Below are 21773 nucleotides of genomic sequence, written 5' to 3'. Positions count from 1 at the left end.
ACAACGGCTTCAATGCGGGACCCCGACGGCGCACCGGGAGATCAGAGGAAGAGCTCACACGCAACTAACGACGGATCTCCGGCGCAGGACACTAGTGCCCCGTCCTCACTTCAGGAAGTCGACGTAGTCACCGCCCCGCATCTTCTCGCCGTTGCGGTCGTAGACCTGCCACGACCTCGCGGTCTTCCCCTCCGGACGGGCCACGGCGATCCAGCGGATCGGGGAGTCCCCCACGGTGACCTGCGGCGGCTCGTACGTCGTACCGTCCGTCCAGGTCACCGTGACCCGGCCGGTGTTGGGGTCGAGGTGCGCCATCACCACGTCGAGCGGGGCCACGGTGTCGTCCTTGCCCCGGTGACCGACCAGGCCCCCGCTGAGCGTGCCCACCGTGTCGACGGGCGTCGCGGGCGCGGACGGCGCCGGGACGCTGCCCTGGGAGTCATGGCCGAGGCGCACCCCGTCCACCGTGAAGTACGTGTTCGTGACGTCCTCCTGGGGCTGCCAGTACTGCTGGACGAACGCCTCGGTGGGCGCCGGGAGTTCCGGGTCGGCGGCGTGCCGCTCCTGCCAGACGGCCTGGGCCTGCTGGTACGCCTGGTCCTGCCGAGCGAGCGGCCACAGTGCGATCCACAGCTTCCACTCCTTGCCGGCGGCGGTGCCCTGAGCGATCACCGCCCGGCTCGGGGTGAAGGGGTCGCGAACCGCCGCCGCGGACGGCGGGGCCGTGGGGGCGCCGGACGTGTCGGGTGCCGGCCCTCCCCCGGTGCCGCCCCCGGTCCCGGAGCCGGCCGGGGCGATCGTCCCCACCGAGTCGCGGCCCGCGGAGGCTCCGTTCAGGCCCGCCATCGTGCCGCCGGCCAGGACCACCACCGTGCCCAGCGCGACCGCCCCCACCAGGGTCCGGCGACGACGCCGCAGCCGGCGGCCGCCCGCCATGATCTCCGGCAGTGGCACCGCCCCGACCTGCGCCCCGGCCGCGGCCTCCGCTAGTCCGAGACCGACCCACACCGCCGTGTCGCCGTCGTCCGCCGCGCCCGTGGCGCCCGTCCGGTCGTTGCCGCGCATGCTCATACCGCACCTCCGATGGGTGTCATGCCCTTGAGTTCCGTCAGCGCCGAGACCTCGCGGAGCCTCGCTATCCCCTTCGCCGCCTGGCTGCGCACCGCACCCACCGAGCAGCCCATCGCCGCGGCGGCCTGGCTGTCACTCAGGTCCTCCCAGTGGCGCAGCACGACGGCCTCGCGCTGGCGCGGCGGCAGGGTGGCGAGCGCGGCCATCAGTGCCGAGCGCTGGTCGGACCGCGCGAAGCCGTCCTCCACGCCGGCCACGTCCGGCACGGCGTTGACCAGCAGCTCCGGCAGGCGACGCCGGAAGCGGCGGGCGTGCTGGTTCACCAGGATCCGCCGCACGTAGGCGTACGGATCCTCCGCCCGCCGCACCCTCACCCAGGCCGCACAGGCCTTCTCCGCCGCGGACTGCACCAGGTCCTCGGCCGCGTACTGCTCCCCGGCCAGCAGGTACGCCGTACGCAGCAGCCGTGGCCAGGCCCCGACGATGAACGCCTGGAACTCGTCGTCCCGGTCGGTCTTCGTTTCTCCCATGAGCACCTCCTCACCCTCCTGAGCCCGGATCGGGCCGAAACCGCTTCCTCCGCGCGGGTCCCGGTGCGGTTCGCCCCCGCGCTCGGCGCCGCGCGGTGCGGTAGGGAGGAGGTGAGGTGGCGCCGGGCACGCGCTTCCGCGCCGGCGAGGGTCCCCGGGTGAGCAGCGGTCGGGCAGGCGGCACCCCGCCCACCGGCCGGCCCCCACCCGCCGCTGGCCGGGCCCTCCCGCGAACGCCTCAGGCGCCGGAGTACCGCACCGGCCGGGCCGCCCGCGCCTGCGGCGGCGCCGCCACGAGTCCGGCCAGCCCGGCCAGCGCGGCGGCCTCCGGGCTGCCCTCCGCCGCGCTGAACACGTGCACGACCAGGCCCGTCTCGCCCGGTGCGGCCGGCACGTGCAGCGTCTCGCAGTCCAGCGTGAGCAGCCCAGCCACCGGGTGCCGCAGCCGTTTGCGACCCGCGCCGCACACCACGACCTCGCCGGTGGCCCAGATCCGCCGGAAGTCCGCACTGCGCGCCGACAGTTCGGCGATCAGCGCGGCCAGCTCAGCGTCGTCGGGGTAGCTCCCGGCGGAGACCCGCAACTGGCCGACGGCTTCGCGGGCCCGGTCCTCCCACTCGGGGTGGACGTCCCGGGAGGCCGGGTCGCAGAACAGGAACCTGGCGTTGTTGCCGTCCCGGCGGCCGGGCTCGCCGAGCCCGCCCATCAGTTCGGCTCCCAGGGCGTTCCAGGCCACCACGTCCAGGTGGGGGGTGGTCGCAAAGGCGGGGAAGTGTGCGGCGGCGTCCAGAAGCCGCCGCAGCTGCGGGCTGACCCGCGCCACGGGCGCGGTGCCGCCCCGGGCCCCGGCCAGGGTGGCGAGGTGCCGGCGCTCGGCGGTGTCGAGGCCGAGGGCCCGGGCGAGTGCGTCGAGCACCTCGGTGGACGGCTGGGTGGCCCGGCCCTGTTCGAGGCGGACGTAGTAGTCGACGCTGATCCCGGCGAGCTGCGCGAGCTCCTCGCGGCGCAGCCCGCGGACCCGCCGGTGGCGGCCGCCGGCGAGGCCGACGTCCTCCGGCGCGACGCGACCGCGGCGGGCCCGCAGGAATCCGCCGAGCGCCCGGCTGGTGTCGCCGACCCCGTCGATCGCCCCGACCCCGCCCGCCCCGCCGGCGGGGCCCGGCCCGTCCGCCGCTCCGTCGTCCGCCCGGTCCGTACGCCGCATCCGTTCCACCCCGTTCATGCGTCTCAGTATGGGTGGCCCTGCCGGTACCAGGATCACCGGTCCTCCGGTCGACCAGGGATCTGGCTGCCCGGCCGCGCCCGGGAGAACGTGGACGGCATGACCGAAACCACGCCGCAGCAGCCCAAGAAGATCCTCGTCGTCACCGCCCACCCGGAAGCCCGCTCCCTCAACGCCGCCCTCACCGCCTTCGCGGTGGAGCGCCTGCGCGAGGCGGGGCACGAGGTGCGGCAGTCCGACCTCTATGCGATGAAGTGGAAGGCCGCGCTCGACGCCGACGACTTCCCCGAGCACACCCCCGACGAGCGGCTGCAGGTGATGGGCGCCTCGGAGCGGGCCACGCTGGCGGGGCGGCTGTCGCCGGACATCGCGGCGGAGCAGGAGAAGGTGCTCTGGTCGGACGCGGTGATCCTGCAGTTCCCGCTCTGGTGGTTCTCGGTGCCCGCGATCCTGAAGGGCTGGATCGACCGGGTCTTCACCGCCGGGTTCGGCTACGGCCCGGCCGTCCCTCCCCCCTACGGCGAGGGCAGCACGCTGGGGGGCCGGCGCGCCCTGGTGTCGGTGACGGCGGGTGCCCGGGAGACCTCGCTCCTGGACCGTGGCATCCACGGGCGGCTGGCGGACGTCCTCCACCCGGTGCAGCACGGCCTGTTCTGGTTCACCGGCATGGCACCGCTGGAGCCGTTCGCGGTGTTCGGCGCGAACGACCTGCCCGAGGAGCGGTTCGCGGCGGCGAAGCGGGAGTACGGCCGTCGGCTCGACGGGCTCTTCACGGACGAGCCCGTCCCGTTCCGGTCGCTCGCCGGGGGCGACTACGACCACGACATGCGGCTGCTGCCGGGCGTGGAGGCGCCGGGGACGGACGGGCTGGACCTCCACGTCCGCCCGCGCGGCTGACCACGCGGGCCGCCGGCCCGGTCCGACCCGTGCGGTGTGGCGCCGCTCTCAGATCGTCTGTACCCGCAGTGGCGCCCGCCGACCGGTCCGTGACGGGCTCGGACGGGCCGCCGGTGAGTGCGCTCACACGCGAACGACCGCAACGACGGGCGGTAGTGGCCACCGGCGGACCGGTCCGGCAAGCCGCCCGCGGAGGCATTCGCCGAGGTCGGCGGGCATACCGGAAGCATCCGCGGGAGGCCCTTCGAATCCACGGCGCCGCACCGTGCTACGACGATGGATCGTAGTCAGGGGGTCTTGGCGGCGGCCGATCCGGTCTGGCAACAATGGCTCAGTCGTCAGCCGCTCCGGCACCTGTCCCGCCGGAAGCGGCTTACTGCCGAGTCACGCCCCGCGACCGCTTCGGCCCCTGTCCGGCCAACGGTCGAGGCGGGGCGTGACACCGGCCCAACCCGATTGAGGTCTTCTCCTTCATGCCCGCTTTCAAGCTCCGTATGCGCACTTCCGCCGCACTTCTCGCCGGTGCCGCCGGTCTGACCGCCCTGGGCGCCGGCCTGGTGCCCGCCACCGCCTCGGCCGCGACCGTCTCCCCGCAGGCCATCGCCGCCCAGATCGTGCCGGCCGGCCAGCTCGCCTCGTTCAACCAGATCATCAGCCACGAGTCCAGCTGGAACGTGACCGCGACCAACCCCAGCTCGGGCGCCTACGGCCTGGCCCAGGCCCTGCCGGGCTCGAAGATGGCCTCCGCCGGCGCGGACTGGAAGACCAACCCGAAGACCCAGATCAAGTGGGCGCTGGACTACATGAACACCCGCTACGGCAGCCCGAACGCCGCCTGGTCGTTCTGGCAGACCCACCACTGGTACTAAGCCGCGAGTTCACCGGACTCCTGACGCGCCGCGCCACCGGGCCGACCGGCCGGTGCTCCGCCGGGGCTCCGGCTGCCGCACCCAGACCACTGTCCCCCCTCACCCCGGGGATCGGACAGGGATCACCGGGGTGACCGAGAGGGCCCGTGCACACGCGATCCGCGTGCACGGGCCCTCTCGCCCGTTTCCGGGCCGGCCCCGGCGCCGGGCCGTCGGACGTCTTCGGAACGGCGGCCCCACTCCGGCGCCGGCGATCCGGGCGTCAGGCGCCGTCCGGCCCCTCCAGGCCGAGAAGCGCGCGCATCCGGCGGTACTTGGCGGCCAGCCGCTCGGCCGTCGGGGCGTCCAGGGTGGCCAGCCGAGCCGGGCTGGAGTTGTGGGCCAGGTCGGCCCGCTTGACCAGGCGGGCGCCGGGGGTCGCCAGGATGCGGGCCGCGTACTCCTCCGGGGGCTCGCCGGGGCGCTTGGTGAGGGCGTCGACGATCGCCTTGGTGCGGTCGGACAGGGCGGCCGCCGCCAGCCACTCGCGGGTCAGCACGTCGTCCTCGATCGCATCGTGCAGCCAGCCCGCCGCGATCTGCTCCTCGCCGCCGCCGCGCTCCGCCACACCGTGCGCCACCGCGGCGAGGTGCTCGCTGTAGGGGTGGCCGTTCTTGTCGACCTGCCCCTCGTGGGCGCGCCGCGCGATCGTCTCCACCTCGGCCAGGCTCAGGTTCTCCACGGGGCCATGGTAGGCCGCGGGCCCGCGCGGGGGGACGCCCGGCCGACTCGGCCGGGCGGGTGTCTGGTTGACTGCGGCGGTGCCGGGAGACCCCCGGCGCGGACCGCCCGCCGGACACCCCGGACACCTCCGGACCACCCCGAGGACCCATGCCCAGCCCGCACCCGCTGCTCTCCGGATTCGCCCCGATCTGGGCCCTCATCGGGGCCGGCTACCTCGTCGGCCGCAGCGGACTGCTCGGGCCGCAGGCCGGACCGGTACTGAGCCGGTTCAGCTTCCATCTGGCCATGCCCGCAGCCCTGTTCCTGATGATCGCCCGGACTCCGCTGCACCGGTTCGCCAACCCGTCGATGCTGGCCTTCGTCGCCGGGACGGCGCTCGCCGCCGGCCTCGGCCTGCTGGCCGCCCGCCGGATCTTCGGCCGGGGGCTCGCCGAGGGAACCATCGGCGGGATGGCCTCCGGGTACGTCAACTCCGCCAACCTCGGCATCCCGGTAGCCCTGCAGGTGCTCGGCGACGCCTCCTTCGTCGGGCCGGTGGTGCTGTTCCAGACCGTGCTGGTCACGCCGATCGTGCTGACCGTGCTCGACACCGGTGGCGCGGGCCGCCGGGCCGCGCTCACCCTGCCGGTGCGCAACCCCATCCTGCTGGCGGTCGCGCTCGGCGCCGTGGTCTCCGCCACCGGTTGGCACCCGCCCGCCGAGCTGACCCGGTCCTGCGAGCTGCTCGGTGGCGCGGGCGTGCCGACCGCCCTGGTGGCACTCGGCATGTCGCTGCACGGCCGCCCGTCCGCCACCGGCCCCGCCCGGTACGCGGAGGTCGGGGTGGCGGTGGTGCTCAAGACGCTGATACAGCCGCTGGCGGCGTTCGCCGTGGGGGCCGGCCTGCTCCACCTGCCACCGCATCAACTGCTCACCGTCGTCCTGTTCTCCGCCCTCCCGACCGCCCAGAACGTGTTCGTCTACGCCGGCCAGTACGGGCGCGGCGCGGCGCTCGCGCGGGACTCGATGCTCTGCTCCACCGTGGTCTCGATGGCGACGCTGTCGCTCGTCAGCTGGGCACTGGGCCCCGCCTGAGGCGGGCCGCCCGGCCGGTGCGGGCCCGGTCCGGGCGGGCCGGCCGGGTACAGACCCGACACAAACCCTCCCGACCTGTACAAGACGCGTGCGACCGGGCGGAAAACGTCGCCACCCGAACGGTGCGGTGCAATGCTGGCGAGCATGACTCACGCCAACCGTCCACCCATGGTCAAGCGTCAGTGTCCCGCCGTCGTCACGCTCCCGCAGACCGATGTGGAGCACTTCAACAACCTCCCGCACGCCGCCTTCATGATGGAGCAGCACCTGCGGTGCGAGCTCGTCGCCGGGCACGCGGACACCCACTCCGCCCTGGTCCAGGGCGTCGGCAACGACCTGCACTGGGCCTCCTGGCCCGTGTACACGGTCGAGTTGGCCCCGCGCTGCCCCGCCGAGGCCGGGCTGAAGGGGCCGGAGCACATCAGGGAGCCCGACATCTGCCTGCTCCGTGAGGGCCACCCGGGGGACCACTACGGAGAGAGCTGGTTCTGAACCCCTGAAACCCGCGAAGACCCGAAGCCCTAACCCTTAAGCCCTGAAGTCCTGAAGTCCCGAAGCGCTCCTCCCGGGTCGCCCCGGCGCCGGCCCCGGACGGCGGTCGACTCGCCGCCGCGGCCCGGTCACTCCTCCCGGGCGGTGGCCACCACCTCGGTCATGGCCAGCAGGAACCGCCGGGCCGTCGCCAGCTCCGCCGCGTCGAACCGGCCCATGGCGGCCACCAGATCGGCGATCAGCCCGCCGAAGAAGGCCTGCCCGAGGTCCATCGCCCGCTCCTCGACCACCAGCCGGACCTTGCGGCGGTCCCCGGGGTCGCGCTCACGGCGGATCAGGCCGAGCCGCTCCAGGCGGTCGACCAGGCCGGTGGTGCCCGCCGAGTTCAGCCGCAGCGCCTCTCCGAGGCGGCCCGGCGTGACCACCGCCCCGGCGCGGGCGGCGTCCAGCAGGTGGATCAGCGCCCGCAGGTCGGTCGGGTGCAGGCCGTGGCGGCCGGCGAACTCCGAACCGAACAAGTCGAGTTCGACGGTCAGCCCGCGCAGCAGATGGATCAGCTGCATCGGCTCCTCCGGTTCGTCCACCCTGTCGTCCTTCCTCTCCGGGTCCCGTGGGACTATTCTCTCGCCCAACGAGATTATTGTTCAGCGAGCCATTTTGCCACCCGTCGGAGGCAGCACGATGTCAGCACAGACCCCGCACTCCCCGCAGGGCGCCCCGACCGCCGACCCGGCCGGGGCCACCCTCGGGGCGTTCCTCGCCGCCTACGACGCCGTACTGGCCCGCTGGCCCGTCCCCGTCGAGCCGCTCACCGTCCGGACGCCGCACGGCACCACCCGGGTCAACGCCTGCGGTCCCCGCCACGGGCGGCCCCTGGTCCTGCTCCACGGCGGCGGCGCCACCTCCACGGGCTGGCTGGACACCGTCGAGGCGCTCACCTCGGCCGGGCACCGCGTCCTCGCCGTCGACCTGATCGGCGACCCCGGGCGCAGCCGCCACGACGGCGACCCGCTCGGCGGCGTGCCCGGCCTGCTGGGCTGGCTGGACGCGGTGCTCGACCGACTCGACGTGCCCGAGGCCGACTTCTGCGGCCACTCGTACGGCGGGTGGATCGCCCTGGAGTACGCCCTGCACGCCCCGGCGCGGGTCGGACGGCTCGCCCTGCTCGATCCGACCCAGTGCTTCGCCGGCTTCCGGCCCGGCTACCTGCTGCGCGCCCTGCCGCTCTTCCTACCACCCCGCACGGTCGGCCGGGCCCGGTCCTACCTGGACTGGGAGAGCGGCGGCAGCGGGCTCGACGCCGGCTGGCGCGAGGTCTACGCCCTCGGCCACGCCGGCTTCCCGGCCTCCCGGGTGGTCACCGGACCGCGCCCGACGGGAGTGCGGCTGCGTACCCTCGGTGCGCCCACGCTGGTCCTGCTGGCCGAGCGCAGCCGCGCGCACGACGCCGGGCGCGTGGCCGCGGCGGCCCGCAGCGCCCTGCCCGACGCCACCGTCGCCGTCCTGCCCGGGCTCTCCCACCACAACCTGCTCACGGCCCGGCCGGCCGAGCTGACCGGCCCCCTCACGGCCTTCCTCTCCGACGGGGCGTGACCTCACGCCGGGTCGGAGACACCGGGCCGGGCCAGACCGCCGGCCGGCTCTTGCCGGCTGGCGGCTGGCGGCAGCTCAGTAGATCAGGTAGCCCGGCCGACGGCCCTCGTCCTCGATCTCTCCGGTCGCCTGGGCCCGCAGCTTGCGGGACAGCGCCTCCAGCGCGCGTGAGGCCGCGACCTCCTCGCCGATCCGGGCGAGCGGACGGTCCTCCGCGCTCTTGAGCGCCTCGCCGTGGGCGCTCAGGCCCGGCGCCCTGGCGCCGGTCAGCCTCGCGTCGCATCCCGTGTGCACGCCGTCTTCCTCGAAGCTCAGCTCCACATCCCACTGGTTGTGCATGCCACACCTCCTGGCGCTGCCCCCGTCGCCCTTGCTCAGGCCGGCACGGATGCGGACCCCGTGGCGGCTGCTCACACCAGCGTGCGCCCCCGGCGCCCAGAGCGGCAAGCGCGACCGGGGCGGGGCGGGCCGGGGCGGGGCCGGGGCGGCAGCAGGCACCAGCCGGACGGCGGCAGGCTCGGGGCCGGAAGGGCCCGGGAGGCCCGCGTCCCGGCGGTCGGGGCGACGCCCCGGCGGTACGCTGGCGGGAGCGCGCCGCGACCACCGTCGAACCACGGACCGCCGGTCCGGCGCGGGCAGCGACGTCCGGGTGGTCCCTACGTGGTGGTCTTCCTTCTCGCACTGAGCGCCGCCTGCTGCCTGGGCCTCGGATTCGTCCTCCAGCAGCACGCGGCAGAGCGTGCCCCGCGTGCCGATCTGCTGCGCTGGCGGCTGCTGCTGGACCTGCTGCGGATGCCCGAGTGGCTGCTCGGCACCGGCTTCATGGTCGCCGGCCTGGTCCTCTCCGCGCTCGCCCTCAACCAGGGCGAGGTCTCGCTGGTCGAACCGCTGCTCGCCACCAACCTGCTGTTCGCGATGGCACTCTCCCGGGTGCTGACCCGGCAGAGCCTCGGCCGTTCCGGCTGGGCCGGCGTGCTGCTCCTCGGGCTCGGCGTGACGGCCTTCATCGTGGCCGGCCGCCCCACCGGCGGCGGCGCACCGGCCGGGGAGCTGCGGCACTGGCTGGTGGTCGGCACGGTGGTCGGGCTGACGCTGCTGCTGGTCTCGACGGCCCGCCGACTGCCGCTGTTCGAGGAGGCCACCCTGCTCGCCCTGGCCGCGGGCCTGCTCTACGGCCTCCAGGACGCGCTCACCCGCACGACGACCCAGCGCCTCGACCACGACGGGCTGGACGCCGTCCTGCGCAGCTGGCAGCCGTACGCGGTGGCGACGGCGGGCGTGGTCGGACTGCTGCTGGTGCAGAGCGCGTTCGAGGCCGCCCCGCTACGGATGTCCCTGCCCGCACTGACGGCGGCCCAGCCGATCACCGGGATCGTCTGCGCGGTGGGCTTCCTCGGCGACCGCCTTCGGGTCACCCCCGGCGCCCTGGCCTGGGAGGCGGCGGGGCTGGTGGCCGTCGTCGTCGGAGTGGTGGTGATCGGCCGTCACCCCGCCATGCCCGGCAGCGGCGGCGAGGACGCGACGAGCGCCGACGATCTCGCCGAGGACGGGGCCGGCGCGGCCGGCCGGCCCGCTGCGGACAGCTCCGCCGGCTCCGACTCCGACGGCCCCCGCGCCGACCGCCCAGACTCCGACCGCTCCCACTCCGACCGGCCCGAGGACGAAGGCCCCGACGACGAAGGCCCCGACGACGACTCCGGCGGCACCACCGACAGCGCCGGCTCCCGGTAGCCGGCCCGGCGACGGAACGGCGGGCGGCCCATGTGCTGGAGCGCGCAGGCGGACCTCGTCACCGGCGGGGTGGTGTCGGGCATCGGCGTCCTCTGCCTGGTCCGGACCCACCGCGCCGGACGGCCCGAGCGGCTGCCGCTCGCGGCCCTCCCCCTGGTCCTGGGCGCACACCAGCTGATCGAGGCCGCCGTCTGGCTCGGCACCGAGGGCGACCTCCCCGCCGGGCCTGCCGGGTGGGCCCGCACCGCCTGGGCCCTGATCGCGCTGCCGCTGCTGCCCGTGCTGGTCCCGGTGGGGGTCCGCTGCGCCGCCCGCGACCCTGGCCGCCGACGCCTGCTCCTGGCCTTCGTCCTGCTCGGCCTGCTCGTCGCCGTCCCGCTCGCGGTGGCCGTCCTGACCCGCCCGGTGACGGCCACCGCACACGGGCACACCCTCGGCTACGCCGTCGGCATCCCGCACCCGGCCCTCCTGCTGACCGGCTACCTCGTGGCGACCGTCGGCTCGCTGCTCCTCGGCGGTGACCGCCTGCTGCGCCGGCTCGGCCTGCTCACCGGGGCAGGCGCCGTCGTGTGCGCGCTGCTCTGGCGGCTGGCCTTCGTCTCGACCTGGTGCGCCCTGGCCGCCCTGGCCAGCCTGCTCCTCCTGCACTGGACCGCCCGTCCGCCCCGGGACGGGGCAGCGGCCGACGGCCCCGCGCCGGGGCCACCGGCCGCGCTCTGATCCGCCGGCCCGAGTGCGCCGCCGCGCCCCGCCCGCACCCGGCGGCGCGCCCCGCCCGAAGCTTCCCCGGGCTCAGAGCAGCGCCTCCGGCGGCATCCGGTGGACGCCCGGGAGCCGGTTGTCGAGCTCGCCGGGCTCGAAGCGGCACATCCCGACCGCGTGCCAGAACTCGCCCACGACGTCGCCCTCGTACTTGTAGGCGCCGGACGGCGACAGCGCCGCCCAGCCGTCGGGCGCCCCGAGCAGGGTCGCGCGGGCCGTGGGCGCGCCGGTGGCGGGGACGTCCCACAGCCGGACCGTGCCGTCCTCGCCACCGCCGGCCAGCAGCGAGCCGTCCGGGCTGAACGTCACCGCCAGGATCCGGCCGGTGTGCCCGCGCAGCCGGCCGAGGTCCTGGCCGGTGCGAGGGTCCCAGAGGCGGACCACCCGGTCGTCCCCCGCCGTGGCGAACAACGCCCGCCGGGGGTGCACGGCCGCCGTCCAGAGCCGGCCGGCATGGCCGGTCAGCCGGTGCTCGATGCCGCCGTCGGCCCAGATCACGGCGTCGCCGTCCCAGGAGGCGCTGGCCAGCCAGGAGCCGTCGGGGGCGAACGAGACGCTGTACACCCGGTCGCGGTGCCCTTCGAGGCGGGCCTCGATCCGGCCGGCGCCGATGTCCCAGATCCGGACCGTGCTGTCGTCGCAACCGGTGGCCAGCCGGCGTCCGTCCGCACTGAACGCTATCGAGCGGACCCGGCCCCGGTGCTCCCGCAGGGTGGCGACGTGCGCGCCGGTGCTGCGGTACCAGATGCGCACGGTGTCGTCGTCGTTGGCGGTGGCCACGAAGACGCCGTCCGCGCTGAACGCCTCCGCCCAGACGTGCTCCGTCTCGACGTCCATCTCCCGCAGGTACTCACCGGTCAGCGCGTTCCACAGGTAGAGGTCGCCGTCGTTGCTGGCGGTGGCCAGGACCGGCCCCTGCGGGCTGAACTGCGCCGAGACCAGCCGGCTGCTGCGGCCCGAGAGCTCCCTGATCCGCCGGCCCGTGGCGGGCTCCCAGAGCCGGACCACGCCGTCGTTGCCGCCGGCCGCCAGCAGGGTGGCGTCCCCGCTGAAGGAGAGCGATCCGATTCGGCGCCCGTGGCCGCGCAGCAGTTGGCGGCTGCGCCCGGAGGCGGGGTCCCAGAGCCGGACGGCGCCGTCGTTGCCACCGGTCACCAGCAGCGGGTCCGCCTCCGCCCGGCCCGGTCCGGTGCCGGGGCGGAACCGGCAGGCCCAGACCGAGCCCCGGTGCTCAGGGGGCTGGCGGTGCAGCGCCGCCACCTCGCGCTCCCCGCGGCCGGCCGGCCCGACCCGCCAGACCCGGACCACGCCGTCGCTGTCCCCGGCGGCGAGCCGGCCGCCGTCGGCGTCGAAGGCGACCTGGTACACCGCGCCGGTGCAGCCCTCCAGCCGGCCGGCCGGTGTGCCGTCGAGCGGGTTCCAGAGCCGGATCTGGCCCGCCGTGTCGCCGCTGGCGAGCAGGTCCCCGGCGGGGTGGAAGGCGAGCGTGTAGACCCGGCCGCCGTGCCCGTCGAAGGTGTGGAGCAGCCGTCGCGTCGCGACGTCCCAGACCCGGACCGCTCCGCCCGGGGCGGCCGGCCCGGCGCCTCCCGCGGCGTCCGCGCCCGCGTCGCCGGTGGCCAGCAGCGTCCCGTCCGGACTGAACCGGGCCCGGAACACGGATCCCCGGTGCCCCGGGAGTTCGGCGACCCGCCGCCCGGTCGCGGTGTCCCACAGGCGCACGCCACCGGCCCGGTCACCGGTGACCAGCAGGGCGCCGTCCGGGCTGAACACCGTCGTGTAGACGGGTGCGGCGTGCCCGGTCAGCCGGCGCAGCGGCTCGCCCGTGGCGGTGTCCCAGAGAGTGACCGTCCCGTCGGCGTCGCCGGTGGCGAGCAGCGCGCCCGCCGGCCCCAGCGCCACCGGCCAGACCCCGCCCGGGTGGACGTCGAGCCGGTGCAGGCACTCCCCGGAGACCTGGTCCCAGAGCCGGACGGTGCCGTCGGCGCTGCCGGTGGCCAGCACGGTTCCGGCGAACTTCACCGCGTAGACCCGGCCGATGTGGTCCTTGAGGGTGCGCAGGGCGACCCCGGTGACCGCGTCGCAGACCAGCACGCTGCCGTCGGCGCTGCCCACCGCGAGCAGCTGGCCGTCGGCGCTGAAGGCGACCGGCTCGGGCAGCCGGGTGGTCCGCACGTCGAAGCCGTACGGGACGCCGACCTCCGAGGGCCGGAAGCCGGCCTCGACGGGCAGGCCGGGGGCGATGGCCGCCGCGCGCAGTTCGGGGGCGGCCAGCACCTCGTCGTCGGTGACGGCGGAGATCAGGGCGGCCCGCTGCCAGCGGCTGCCCCGCAGCCGGGCCCCGCGCAGGTCCGTCCCGACCAGCCGGGCACCCCGCAGGTCCGCTCCCGAGAGGTCGGCGCCGGAGAGGTCGGCCGCGTCGAGCCGGGCACCGGCGAGCCGGGCGCCGCGCAGCGAGGCACCTGCCAGGTTGGCACCGAGCAGCCGGGCGTCGGTGAGGTCGGCCTGGCCGAGGTCGACACCGGAGAGGTCCCGGTGGGAGAGGTCCTCGCCGGCCAGCACGGCGCCGCGCAGGTCGGTGTGGGCGGGCACCCGCAGCCTGGCCAGTACCTTGACGGCGTTGATGCGCGCCGGCGCGTCCGCGTCGGCGGCACCGTCCAGGACGCCCTGGGCCCACTGCTGGCAGACCTGGTGGTCGGCGAGGTCGCAGAGGAACTCGACCGCCAGCCGGCTGAGCGGGCGCCGGGCGAGCAGCTCCGACTCGCCCCGCCCGAGCGCGGCGGCCGCCGCCCGGGCGACCAGCCATTCGACCACGGAGCCGTGGATGAACTGGAACACGCCCTCGTCGGACCGGACGAGCAGGCTGCCCGATCCCACCGCGTGCGCGATCTGCGGCGCGGGCAGGCGGCTCCCGACCAGGCCGGTCAGCACGCCGGAGAGGTCCAGCAGCTCGTCGTACGGGATGGCGGTGCGGCTGCTCTCCCACAGCCGCAGCGCGAGCGCGGTGACGGCCTCCCAGAGCTGGTCCAGGCCGAGGCCCGGCGCGGCGCCCGGGCCGCCCTGACCGCGCCGCTCCTCGAACTCCAGCCAGGCGGTGAAGACCTCCTGGTAGAGGCCGGCGGCACTGAGCGCCCGGCCGGCTCCGGCGACGGCCCGCAGCCGGTCGTGGTCGAGATCGGCGACGAAACTCAACAACCGGGGGTTGCGGCAGAGCGCGAGCAGATCGGGGATGGCCTCCAGCAGCCGCATCCGGCGGTCGGCCGCGGCCTCGTCACCGTAGCGGTTGGCCAGGTAGCCGCGGATCTGACCGGTGGTGAAGTCCTGGACGGCGATCAGCCGCCGCTGCGGGAGCAGGCCGACCCGCTCGCCGAGGGCGGTGAGCACCTGCTCCTGGGAGCTGAAGTGCTGGGTGCGGCTGCTCACCACGATCTTGGCGCTGTCCACGGCGGCGTCCAGCAGCACCTGGAGGTGATCGGCGGCGCGCTCGTAACTGACGCGGTTCAGCAGCTCGTCGAAGCCGTCGAACAGGAGGACCACCCGGCCCTGCCGGAGCATGTAGCGGAAGGCCCGGAGGTCGAGGGTGTCGACACCGTGGGCCGTCAGGTGCGCCGCCACCAGGCCGTCGAAGGAGTGCGCCTTGTCGAGTGCGCTGAGGTCGATGAACAGCGGTGTCAGGTGCGGGAGTTCCGCGGGAATGCGGCGGGCCAGCTCGCGCAGGGCGAAGGTCTTCCCGTGCCCGAAGTCGCCCAGCAGCAGCAGGAACCTGCCGTGGTCGGAGTCCAGCAGCCGGAGCATCTCGTCGACCAGGCCCTCGCGCTCCTCCCCGCCGGGGCGCTCGGCGTCCCGGTAGCGCTGCGGCAGGTAGAGGCCCGGCTGGTACCGGCCGTCTGCGGCCAGCCGCGCACTCTGCGCCGTGACGTGGTCGCGGAGGTCCAGCAGGCCCTGGAACTCGATGAAGCTGCGCAGCCGGACGCCGCGCCGCCGGGCCCGGTCCCGCAACTCGCGCGGTGGCGGCGGGCCGTCGTGGACGAGCTCGGCGTCCGGGGCGGTACCGGTGGCGTGCACCTCGTCGACGAAGCGGTCGACGTCCTCGGCGGTGGGGGTGTGCGCGCAGGCCGCGACCCGCAGCTGCCGGACGAACCCCGACTCGCTCCAGGTGACGAAGAGCTGGGGCGGCGATCCGGCGACGGAACGGATCTGGGCGCCCTGGTGCCGCGTCCGGCAGACCTCGGCGACCCTGGCCAGCAGGGTGTCGAGCGGGGACGGCAGCTCCCGGCTCTCCCGTTCGGCCGCGGCGGGCGGCGGGGCGGTGTCCGCCGACGGCGGGAGGGCGGGGCCGGCCGCCGCCTCGGGCGGCGGCGGGAAGGCGCGGTGGGACCGCCGCCAGGCGGCGGCCGACCGCCGGGGCTCGGCGCCCGGTCCGGGCCAGTGGGTGAGGCCCTCACGGGTGAGCTGCACCAGTTGGTGCGCGCCGGGCGCGGCGGCGCCGACGACCCTCAGCTCCCCGGCGGCGGTGGGCAGGGTCTGGAGCGGCGTGCGGCTGTCGGCCGGGCCGTGCATCAGCAGGTGCAGCCGGGGCGCGGTCAGCCGGGTGAAGCGGTCGACGTCCCGGAGCGGCTCGGCGTCCTGGCCCGCCCGCGCCGACCGGGCGCCCGCCGGCCGGGTGGTGACCGGGTGCCGGACTCCCCCGATCCGCAGCCAGCCGTCGTTCTCGTACGGGCGCAGCGCCTGGGCGAACCAGGCGGCCTGCTCGGGGCCGAGCCAGCCGTACCGGTCGTCGGCCCGATGGCTGTGGGCCATCGAGGAGTTCAGGCCGGCGACGACCGTACCGAGCTCGGGGACGGGGAACAGCGTCCAGGGCTGGTCGCTGTCGAAGACCACGTCCAGCCCCTGGTAGAACTCCTGGAACAGCCGGGCGTAGTGCCGCCACTTGGGCCAGTACGGCGGGGTGGGCCGCAGTTCGTCCGCCTCGCAGGTGGCGAAGTAGGCGCGGGAGGCCGCCTGGCTGACGTCCTGGCCGCCGGGGACGATCGCCACCCGGTGCGGTTCCAGTCCGAGCAGGGCGCGCATGCCGGTCAGGAAGGCGAGTGCCTGCTCGCACTCGCGGGGGCTGCCGGAGGCGGTGAGGTCCCCGGTGACGACGACCAGTTCGGGCGCCGGCGCGCCGGCATCCGCGAGCTCGACCAAGTCCCCCCAGACGGCGGCCTGGAGGTCCACGGGATCGTTGCCGCGGCCGAAGGCCGGGCCCGCCAGGTGCAGCACCGTGACCGACTCGCGCCCGCCCGCGCGGCCGGCCGCCGGCGGGTACTCGGGCTGCACGGAGGGCCTGCGCCGACCGGACCGCCCCGTCCCGCCGACCGGCTCCAGCACCTGCGCCTGTGCGTGTGCTTGCGCTTGCGCTTGCGCGTGATCCTGCGCCGGTACTTGCGCCGGTACTTGGTCGTCCCGTGCCCGGACGGCGGGCGGACCGACCGTGACGCCGCCCGGATAGCCCGGCCGCAGCTCCGGCCGGGCCCGGCCGTCCATCGCCTGGCCGACCCTGGTGAGCAGCAGTTGCCGGGCCCGCGCGGGCTCGGTGACGCCCACCAGGTCGATGTAGGTCAGGGTGGCGAGCAGGCCGTCCACCGGGATGTCCTCGATCCGGACGGTCAGCAGCCGGCGGTCCGGCGCGTCGGGATCGGCGCGCAGGGCCGCCTGCCACTCCATCCGCCCGTACCGCGAGCGCTCGTAGTTGCTCGACAGCAACGCGATCACGGCGGCGGACTCGGTGACACCCCGGTCCATGAAGTCGACGAAGTTGGTCCCCGGGACGAAGTCCCACGCCTGCAGGAAGGCCCGGTACCCCGCGTCCTCCAGGGTCCAGGCGATCCAGGCCGCCCACCGCTCGTCGGCCGGCGAGTAGCTGATGAAGAAGTCGATCGGCCCGGGACCGCCCGGGTTCACGTCAAATGCCCCCATGGAGAAAGCTTATGGCCGATCGTCGGCGTTGGACCCCGGTTCGGCCGGAGACTCGACCAACCACCGCTCGTATGCGACCCTGACCACCGTGCTTGCCTACTGGCCCACCGTCAAGCGGCTGCATCCACTGGACTGGGTGGCTGCGGCGCTGCTCACGTGCGGGTTGCTCTTCCTCGCCACCGGGCTGCTTCCGACAGCCTCCGCCGAGGCCGCCGTCTCCCGGATCGCGCCCCTGCTCGCCTTCCTCGGCACGGTCATCGTGCTCGCCGAACTCACCAGCGCGGCGGAGGTGTTCGACGTGCTGGCGGCAGGCGTGGCCCGGACCGCCCGGGGCAGCTACGCGGCGCTGTTCCTGCTCTGCGTGGCGCTGGCCTCCGTCACCACGATCACCCTCAACCTGGACACCACCGCCGTCCTGCTCACCCCGGTGATGCTGGCCCTCGCCTCACGGGTGGGTATCGCCCCCCTTCCGCTGGCCATGACCACCGTCTGGCTGGCCAACACCGCGAGCCTGCTGCTGCCGGTGTCGAACCTGACCAACCTGCTGGCCGCCGAGCGGGTCGCCCTCTCCCCGACGGGGCTGGCCCGGGTCATGTGGGCGCCCCAGCTGGCCGCCGCCCTGGTCACCATGGCCTGCCTCTGGGGGTTCTACTGGCGGCGCGGCCGGCGCGGCGCGCTCGACTACCGCCCGCCGCCGGCCCATCGCCCGGCGGACCGGGTGCTGTTCAGGATCTGTGCGCTGACCTGCGCCGGGTTCCTGCTCGCGAGCCTGCTGGCCGACCTCCCGCTCTGGGTCGCCTCGGGAGCGGCGGCGCTGGTGACGGTGGTGGCGTTCGCCGTACGGCGGCCCGAGGCGCTACGGACCTCACTGATCCCGTGGCGGCTGCTGGTCATGGTGCCGGGGATGTTCCTGGTGGTGCAGACCGTCGACGCACACGGGCTGCACCGGGTGCTCGCCACGGCGATCGGGACGGACGGCGGGCTGCTCGGGATGTTCCGGGCCTCGGGGGTGGGCGCGGGCCTGTCGAACCTGCTCAACAACCTGCCCGTGTACCTGGCCGGCGAGGCCGCCGTACCGGCCGCCAACCACCAGCAGTTGCTCGCCCTGTTGATCGGCACCAACATCGGCCCCCTCGTGACGCCCTGGGCCTCGCTGGCCACCCTGCTCTGGTTCGAGCGGTGCCGGTCGGCCGGCCTGCGGGTGCCGCTGCGCAGCGTCGCCGCGACCAGCGCCGTGCTGGCCGTCAGCGGCGTCGCGCTGGCCACCGCGGCGCTCGCCCTGACGTCGTGACGCCAGGGCGACGGGGACTGGCGGGGGTGGTGGGGGTGGTGGGGCTCGCGGGGGTGGCAGGGCTCGCGCCGCCCACCTCGTCAGCCGCTCGCGGCTGACGAGGCCCTGGCCACCAGGTCCAGCAGGTACGGCATCACCCCCGGCCTTCCCGCGACGAAGCTCCGTGCGGTGTCGGCCTGTCCGATCCGCGGGCTGTACCGGCCGCCGTCCAGCCGGCGGATCACCACGCCGGCCTCCGCCGCGAGCAGGCACCCGGCCGGCAGGTCGATCTCCTCCGGCAGATAACCGACGAAGCCGTCGATGTCCCCCCTGGCCAGCATCGACCAGGCGAGGAGCGGCGCCCACAGCTGCAGCAACCGCCGGGATCCGGCCTCCACCTCCGCCCTCAGCTCCCGGACCACCCGGTCACCGGCCGCGATGCCGTGCCCCTGGGTCCACGCGAGCACCGGGCCAGCCGCGGCGACCGCACCCGCCGACCGGGCCGTACCGGCGGTGTCGCACAACCGCCCCTGCGGACCGTAGGCACCGGCGCCGGCGACCGCCCGCCACGTCCGGCCGATCACCGGGTCGTGCACGACTCCGACGACCGGCTCGCCGTCGACGCAGAGCGCGATGCCCACCACATAGGCCGGCAGCCCGATCACCACGTTGTTGCTGCCGTCGAGCGGATCCACCAGCCAGGTGCGGCCCGACGCCGGGCCGCCCGACCGGCCGCCCGCCGCGCCGCCCGTCACGCCGCCCTCCTCGGCGACGATCCGGTCGCCCGGGAAGCATTCCGCGAGCCGTCTGGTCACCAGGGCCTCGGCCAGCAGGTCGAGTTCGGTGACCACATCACCGTCCTCGCCCTTCGAGCAGACCCCGAAGGTGTCCTGGAAGCGGGACCGCAGCAGCGCTCCCGCCTCCTCGGCGGCCTTCACCGCGACGCTGCACTCGAACTCGAACGCGGGGGCGCCGTCATGCGGCCTGATCTGGTCCACTGATCCTCCTCGCTGCCTCTCCGGCGATCCGAGCCGTCTGGGCGGCATCGCACAACCGGCGCACCACCCGGCGGGCGGACCCGTCGACGGGCCCCAGTACGACATCCACCGGCCCGGGTACGGACCGCCCCAGCACCACGGTGGCCGCCGGCGCGCCGCCGGCGAGAAGCGTCGCGTGGAACTCCCCGGCCGCCAGGGTGTACGTCTCGCCGCGCGCACTGCGCTGTTCGCCGACCGGCTCCCAGCGCACCAACCGCGAGGTCGGCCGGATCTCGTCCGTACCCGCGCGGCTGTGCACCTCGAACGCGCGGTGCGTCGGCCGCCGCGGCTCGTCGAACACCCGGACCTTCAGGTTGCCGACCCGCCCGTACAGCACACGGCTCTTCAACTCCCAGCTGTGGCAGTGGATCTCCGGCGGGTCCGCCGGCCGACGCGGATCCCGCGCGACCGGCCCGAACACGTGCACGCACACCCCGCGCCCGCCCTCGCGCAGGACGGGCAGGCAGTAGAAGCCGAGCGGATGGGCCACCGCGCGCAGCGGCCTCCTGCCCGAGGCGATCTCCGTCAGGAGCCCGCCGACCAGCCCGTCGAGCCCGGCCGGTTCCTCCGGGCCGATGCGTCCCTCCGGCCGCCCAGGGTATTCCGGCCGGCCACGTTCTTCCGGCTCGCCCGGCCTGTTCGGCTCATCCGGTGCGGGCGAGGACGCGGCCTGCCCGGTGGCCCGGTCGAGTCTCGTGAAGAGGTCCATCGTCTCCCTCCTCCGGCGGCTACCTGCGGTAAGGGTTCTCCGCGCGCAGCGCCCTGTCGATGATGTCGCCGACGTCGCGGTCCGAGAAGGCCGCGGGCAAGGGGAGGCGGAGCTGCTCGAAGAGCCGCCTCGCCTCGTCGACGGTGGGGTCCTCGCTGAGCGGCTCCGTGTCCCGCAGGTCGAGCTTGACCGCCTGCTCCCGGTAGTGGTGCAGCTCGGTGACGTAGTAGTCGTAGAGCGGGCGCCCTCGCTCGATGTAGAGGCTCACCCGCCGCGGGTCGTCCTGGGTGATGATCAGGCACGACGCGGAGAGGTCGAAGCGCAGTGTCGGGACGACGGACGACAGGTGGACGTCGATCTCCAGGGTGTCGAGCCGCTGCCGGTACCACGAAGCGGCCAGCACGGTGGCGTACGACTCCTTGCGGGTGCGCTCGACACTCCAACCGTCCTGCGCCACGGGGCCCTGCCGGTGACCGAAGGTCTCGCGGAACCGCGAATAGGCGGCACAGGCCCGTTCGTCACCCGGGTGCACGATATCGATCTTGACGGTGAGTGAACGGCGCCGGCGCTGCGCCTCACGCACGCACTCGGGCAGGGTCACGGCCCGCAGGTAGGTCCCGGTACCGCCCTTGAACACCCACCGGTCGGTGTCCTGCCGGGCGCCTTCCAGAGCCCGTTCGAGATCCACACCGGCCAGCTCGCGCACCGAGGTCAGACTGTCCAGCGCCTGCCTCGCACCGGCCGTGGCCTCCCGGATGTCGCTGATCCGGCGCTTGCGCTCGGCCAGTGACCCGTACACCACCGCGGCCAGCACCAGGAGCGTGGCACCGGAGACGACGTTCTCCCCGAGCCCTCCCCCGAACAAGTCGAGCAACCCGACGGCCAGCGCCCCGCAGAAGGCCACGACGCCGTCCGAGTTCCTGAGCGCCCAGGCGATCGCGCCCTCCAGTCGCCGCCCGGGCCCCGAGCCCCCGTTCGCCACCCCGCCCCCCATCCTTCGGCCACCAACATGGTAGGCCCGCAGCGCAGTTGACGGCCAGCCAGTTCGACTCCCGAACGGCGCACGGAGGGCGCCCTTCGAGCACGGAGGGCGCACACCCGAGGTATGGGCCCCGCCAGAACCGCGTGGACCACCACTACCCCGGCGTCACTGTCCCGGCGTCACTGTCCCGGCGTCACGGGCGGGCATCACCATCCGGCGTCACGGACGGGCATCACGGCCCGTCCCGGCGTGGACGGGGAGGCGCCGCAGCCGGACCAGGGTGAGCCAGGTCTGGGCGTCGGGCTCCACATAGGCTGCCCGGACGGCGTAGCGCCCGGCCGCCAGGTCGATCCGCAGATGCTCCTCCTGGCGGCACTCCTCGCCCGTCCACGCCGCGTCGAACAGTACGACCGGCCCCGACGCCTGCCAGATCACCTCCGGCTCCCAGGCGGCGGCGAGCAGCGCCGCATCGACACTGCCGAGCAGAGCCTCCTCCGACTCCGCCGCCGACCAGCGCACGAACACACCCTGTTCGCGGAGCCAGGCCGTGGACGCCGGCTCGTCCGCCAGGACCAGCGCCTGGCTCGGCCCGACCGGAAGGACTCCGATCAGACCATCGACGGCACAGGCCCTGTCGAAGTCAGTCGCGAGCTCGTCGCCGCCCGCCGATCCCGACCAGGCCGCGAGTACCGTCCCGGGGACGACGACCAGCGGGCCACCCTGGGACTCCACCCACCTGACCGCTTCGGAAGCCTCATCCACCACCGTGCGCGGACCCTATCGACAGGGGGGTGGCGGTCCACCCCGGCGTTCGCCTCTCCGACACTCGATGGCGCCTGGGCCAGCGCCGCCG

The 21773-nt window shown here is 75.0% G+C and carries 18 protein-coding genes and 1 pseudogene; 8 read left to right on the top strand and 11 right to left on the bottom strand.

Annotation, left to right across the window (positions count from 1 at the left end):
- Positions 1-105 precede the first annotated feature (105 nt).
- From AB0J08_RS25975 to AB0J08_RS25965, 3 genes are all read right to left on the bottom strand, one after another.
- Complete coding sequence (locus AB0J08_RS25975; protein ID WP_360638940.1) at positions 106-1065, bottom strand: hypothetical protein; 960 nt, start codon at positions 1063-1065, stop codon at positions 106-108.
- Positions 1066-1067: 2 nt separating this feature from the next.
- Positions 1068-1601: a SigE family RNA polymerase sigma factor gene (locus AB0J08_RS25970; protein WP_360638937.1), complete on the bottom strand. Its 534-nt coding sequence runs from the start codon at positions 1599-1601 to the stop codon at positions 1068-1070.
- Positions 1602-1839: 238 nt separating this feature from the next.
- Positions 1840-2823, bottom strand: coding sequence for a helix-turn-helix transcriptional regulator (locus tag AB0J08_RS25965; RefSeq protein ID WP_360638934.1), 984 nt, complete (start codon positions 2821-2823; stop codon positions 1840-1842).
- A 99-nt stretch (positions 2824-2922) separates the two neighbouring features.
- On the opposite strand from AB0J08_RS25965, the gene AB0J08_RS25960 reads away from it, so the two are divergent.
- The gene (locus AB0J08_RS25960; RefSeq protein WP_360638931.1) at positions 2923-3720 is read left to right on the top strand and encodes an NAD(P)H-dependent oxidoreductase; all 798 of its coding nucleotides are present in this window, start codon (positions 2923-2925) and stop codon (positions 3718-3720) included.
- Positions 3721-4214: 494 nt separating this feature from the next.
- Positions 4215-4589 (top strand): transglycosylase SLT domain-containing protein, encoded by a 375-nt coding sequence (locus tag AB0J08_RS25955; RefSeq protein ID WP_360638928.1) that lies wholly within the window; start codon positions 4215-4217, stop codon positions 4587-4589.
- Between the two features lie 262 nt (positions 4590-4851).
- Here AB0J08_RS25955 and AB0J08_RS25950 read toward each other — a convergent pair whose 3' ends face one another.
- Positions 4852-5310 carry an HD domain-containing protein gene (locus tag AB0J08_RS25950; protein WP_360638925.1) on the bottom strand — a complete coding sequence of 153 codons (459 nt, stop codon included), beginning with the start codon at positions 5308-5310 and terminating at the stop codon, positions 4852-4854.
- 149 nt (positions 5311-5459) lie between these two features.
- Here AB0J08_RS25950 and AB0J08_RS25945 point away from each other — a divergent pair, with 149 nt between their 5' ends.
- A complete protein-coding gene (locus AB0J08_RS25945) occupies positions 5460-6386 on the top strand; it encodes an AEC family transporter (RefSeq protein ID WP_360638922.1) in 927 nt (308 codons plus the stop codon).
- Positions 6387-6554: 168 nt separating this feature from the next.
- Positions 6555-6878: a hypothetical protein gene (locus tag AB0J08_RS25940; RefSeq protein WP_360638919.1), complete on the top strand. Its 324-nt coding sequence runs from the start codon at positions 6555-6557 to the stop codon at positions 6876-6878.
- Between the two features lie 128 nt (positions 6879-7006).
- On the opposite strand, the gene AB0J08_RS25935 is transcribed toward AB0J08_RS25940, so the two are convergent.
- On the bottom strand, positions 7007-7462 hold the full coding sequence (locus tag AB0J08_RS25935; RefSeq protein WP_360638916.1) for a MarR family transcriptional regulator: 456 nt from the start codon (positions 7460-7462) through the stop codon (positions 7007-7009).
- 97 nt (positions 7463-7559) lie between these two features.
- On the opposite strand from AB0J08_RS25935, the gene AB0J08_RS25930 reads away from it, so the two are divergent.
- Positions 7560-8471, top strand: coding sequence for an alpha/beta fold hydrolase (locus AB0J08_RS25930; protein WP_360638912.1), 912 nt, complete (start codon positions 7560-7562; stop codon positions 8469-8471).
- Between the two features lie 75 nt (positions 8472-8546).
- Here the strand turns inward: AB0J08_RS25930 and AB0J08_RS25925 are convergent, their stop codons facing one another.
- Entirely contained in the window at positions 8547-8810 is a 264-nt protein-coding gene (locus tag AB0J08_RS25925) for a dsRBD fold-containing protein (RefSeq protein ID WP_360638909.1), read from the bottom strand.
- A 321-nt stretch (positions 8811-9131) separates the two neighbouring features.
- Here AB0J08_RS25925 and AB0J08_RS25920 point away from each other — a divergent pair.
- Positions 9132-9971: pseudogene (locus AB0J08_RS25920) on the top strand (DMT family transporter); the annotation flags it as partial.
- Between the two features lie 261 nt (positions 9972-10232).
- The gene (locus AB0J08_RS25915) at positions 10233-10922 is read left to right on the top strand and encodes a DUF6629 family protein (RefSeq protein WP_360638906.1); all 690 of its coding nucleotides are present in this window, start codon (positions 10233-10235) and stop codon (positions 10920-10922) included.
- A gap of 72 nt (positions 10923-10994) precedes the next feature.
- On the opposite strand, the gene AB0J08_RS25910 is transcribed toward AB0J08_RS25915, so the two are convergent.
- Complete coding sequence (locus AB0J08_RS25910; protein WP_360638903.1) at positions 10995-16922, bottom strand: TIR domain-containing protein; 5928 nt, start codon at positions 16920-16922, stop codon at positions 10995-10997.
- A gap of 127 nt (positions 16923-17049) precedes the next feature.
- Here AB0J08_RS25910 and AB0J08_RS25905 point away from each other — a divergent pair, with 127 nt between their 5' ends.
- Positions 17050-18213: an SLC13 family permease gene (locus AB0J08_RS25905; RefSeq protein WP_360638952.1), complete on the top strand. Its 1164-nt coding sequence runs from the start codon at positions 17050-17052 to the stop codon at positions 18211-18213.
- An 80-nt stretch (positions 18214-18293) separates the two neighbouring features.
- Here the strand turns inward: AB0J08_RS25905 and AB0J08_RS25900 are convergent, their stop codons facing one another.
- From AB0J08_RS25900 to AB0J08_RS25885, 4 genes are all read right to left on the bottom strand, one after another.
- Positions 18294-19190: an inositol monophosphatase gene (locus AB0J08_RS25900; RefSeq protein ID WP_360638900.1), complete on the bottom strand. Its 897-nt coding sequence runs from the start codon at positions 19188-19190 to the stop codon at positions 18294-18296.
- Complete coding sequence (locus tag AB0J08_RS25895; protein ID WP_360638897.1) at positions 19168-19938, bottom strand: hypothetical protein; 771 nt, start codon at positions 19936-19938, stop codon at positions 19168-19170. The genes AB0J08_RS25900 and AB0J08_RS25895 overlap by 23 nt, the downstream gene beginning before the upstream one ends.
- 19 nt (positions 19939-19957) lie before the next feature.
- Positions 19958-20920 (bottom strand): hypothetical protein, encoded by a 963-nt coding sequence (locus tag AB0J08_RS25890; protein ID WP_360638894.1) that lies wholly within the window; start codon positions 20918-20920, stop codon positions 19958-19960.
- 219 nt (positions 20921-21139) lie between these two features.
- Positions 21140-21685 (bottom strand): Imm21 family immunity protein, encoded by a 546-nt coding sequence (locus tag AB0J08_RS25885; RefSeq protein WP_360638891.1) that lies wholly within the window; start codon positions 21683-21685, stop codon positions 21140-21142.
- Positions 21686-21773: the final 88 nt, after the last annotated feature.

Source organism: Kitasatospora sp. NPDC050463, from assembly GCF_040655255.1.
In the GTDB taxonomy this organism is placed as follows: Bacteria; Actinomycetota; Actinomycetes; order Streptomycetales; family Streptomycetaceae; genus Kitasatospora.
Note: the sequence above shows the minus strand (reverse complement) of the source record. Positions and strands in the feature narration are given on the sequence as shown.